Origin of the sequence: Streptomyces phaeochromogenes, assembly GCF_001418655.1 — a bacterium.
Classification (GTDB): Bacteria; Actinomycetota; Actinomycetes; order Streptomycetales; family Streptomycetaceae; genus Streptomyces; species Streptomyces phaeochromogenes.
In genome coordinates, this window is record NZ_LIQZ01000603.1 from 1 (window position 1) to 2,095 (window position 2,095).

General features: G+C 71.3%; 2 protein-coding genes. Both read right to left on the bottom strand.

Features of this window, described 5'->3' with window-relative positions:
• Positions 1 to 42 precede the first annotated feature (42 nt).
• Positions 43 to 900 carry a class I SAM-dependent methyltransferase gene (locus AOK17_RS46520; protein WP_425424700.1) on the bottom strand — a complete coding sequence of 286 codons (858 nt, stop codon included), beginning with the start codon at positions 898 to 900 and terminating at the stop codon, positions 43 to 45.
• Positions 897 to 2,045: a glycosyltransferase family 4 protein gene (locus AOK17_RS46525; RefSeq protein ID WP_055618681.1), complete on the bottom strand. Its 1,149-nt coding sequence runs from the start codon at positions 2,043 to 2,045 to the stop codon at positions 897 to 899. The genes AOK17_RS46520 and AOK17_RS46525 overlap by 4 nt, the downstream gene beginning before the upstream one ends.
• Positions 2,046 to 2,095: the final 50 nt, after the last annotated feature.

A 2,095-nucleotide genomic window follows, 5' to 3' on the forward strand; every position in this document is an offset into this window, starting at 1 on the left:
GCGGACGGGTGCGCGCCGGGGGAGGGGCCTGGACCGTGCTGGTCATGGATACCGCCGGAGAATGAGGAGGAGGTTCCAGGTGGCGAACTCGCGCAGCCCCGGCGCCTTCGCGACGGCCTGGGCGAGGAACGGCCAGTAGCGGGAGCGCGCCGAGACGACCGTGACGTCGTCCCGGGCGCGCACCTGCCGCAGGGTGGGTCCGATGTGTACGGCGAAGAGGTTCTCGCCGAGGGTGTGCTTGGCGGGCCTGCCGGTTCGGCGGCTGTAGCGGGCGCGGGCCCGCTCGGCGCCCAGGTAGTGCCAGGGCGCCCACTCGTGACCGCCCCATGGGGACAGCCAGTTGGTGAACGACACGTAGATCAGGCCGCCGGGTTTCGTCACCCGCACCATCTCGCTGATGAAGGTCTGCGGGTCGGCCACGTGTTCCAGGACGTTGGAGGAGAAGCTGACGTCCGCCACCGCGTCGGCGAGCGGCAGGAGATAGCCGTCTGCGACCACCGCGCCCTGTGGTGGTTTCGGTCCGAGCTCCCGCATGTCCGGCTCGAAGAGATAGCCGTGCGCGCCGCGTCGCCTGAACTCGTCCGTGAAGTAGCCGCCTCCGCCGCCGATGTCCACGACTGTCCGGCCCTTCACGGGGCCGTCGTACGCCTCCACCTGGTTCGCCGCGTCGCGTGCGAGCAGTGCGTAGCAGGCCTCGGGGTCGGCCTGCTCGTGACGGAAGGCGCGGAAGAGGGCCAGGGAGCGGCGTAGGGATGGGTCCTTGAAGTCTGTGGTTGGGAGTGGGGTTGGGGCTGGGTTTGTGCCCCCTGCGGTTGCGTTTGGGGTTGGGCTTCGGTTTGTGGCTGGGGTTGGGTTTGGTGTTGTGGCTGGGTTTGTGTTTTTTCCCCCGGCGGGCCTCATGGCCAGTTCCTCACCGCCTCCGTTGCCACCGCTCTGAACTGGCGGACCGTGCGGTGCCAGCGGAACTGGGTGGCGCGGTCGCCCGCCGCCTTGCCCATGAGCGTGCGACGGTGGGTGGACAGGGCGAGGGTGCACCAGGCCGCCGCGAACGAGGACTCGCCGCGGGCCAGCAGGCCCGTCTCGCCGTCCACGATCGAGTCGCGCAGGCCGGGTACGTCGAAGGCGATGGCCGGGGTCTCGCGGGCCGCCGCCTCCGTCACCACCAGGCCCCAGCCCTCGACCGCCGAGGGGTGCAGCAGCAGCCAGGCCGCGCAGAGCAGCCGGTGCTTCTCCGTTTCGGAGACATGGCCCCTGAACTCGACGCCCGGGCCCGCGAGTTGTTCGAGCCGTTCCCGTTCGGGGCCGTCGCCGACTATGACCAGCCGGCCGCCGGTGACCGGGCGGACCCGCTCCCACAGTCGCAGCAGCAAGTCGATCCGCTTGTACTCGACGAGCCTGCCCATCGCCAGGAACAGCGGTTCCGGTGAGCGTTCGGTGGGTGGGCCCGGCTCCTCCACGCCGTTGTGGACGACCCGGATGCGCTCGCGCTCGACCCCGATCGCGCGCAGCGCGTGTGCCGTCGACGGGGAGACGGCGACCAGCAGGTTGTGGCGCTGTGCGCCGGCGAGGGCCCAGTGTTCGAGTCTTCGGCCGAGCCGGGCGGCGGGCGCCAGCGGGCCGTTGAACCGCATCCGCCACAGGTCGGTGTGCACGTGGTTGACCAGGCAGAGGGTCGGGCCGCGGTGCCACAGGGGGGCCAGGTACGGCATGCCGTTGCAGACCTCGACGAGCAGGTCGCAGTCGCCGATCTGGCGCTGGAACGCCGATCTGGCGCGCAGGTAGTGGCCGAGGTCGCCGCCCGCGGACACGACACGGTAGTCGCGGTACGCGGCGGGGCCGCCGCAGAGCAGGGTGACCTGGTGGCCGAGGTGGGTCAGGCCCTCGGCGAGTCTGTCGACGAGGAGTTCGGAGCCGCCCGCTGCTTCGTTGCCGAAGTCACGACGGGCGAGGAAAACGATTCGGCGCGGCTGTGGGGGGAGCGCCGGGGGTCGCTGCGCGGAGCGGGGGAAGGCGGCGCGCAACGACGAAGGCACGTGCTGGGGCATGGGTGCTCCAACTCGTCTCGGGGTGCGGTTCCAGCGTGAGGGTGGGGTGG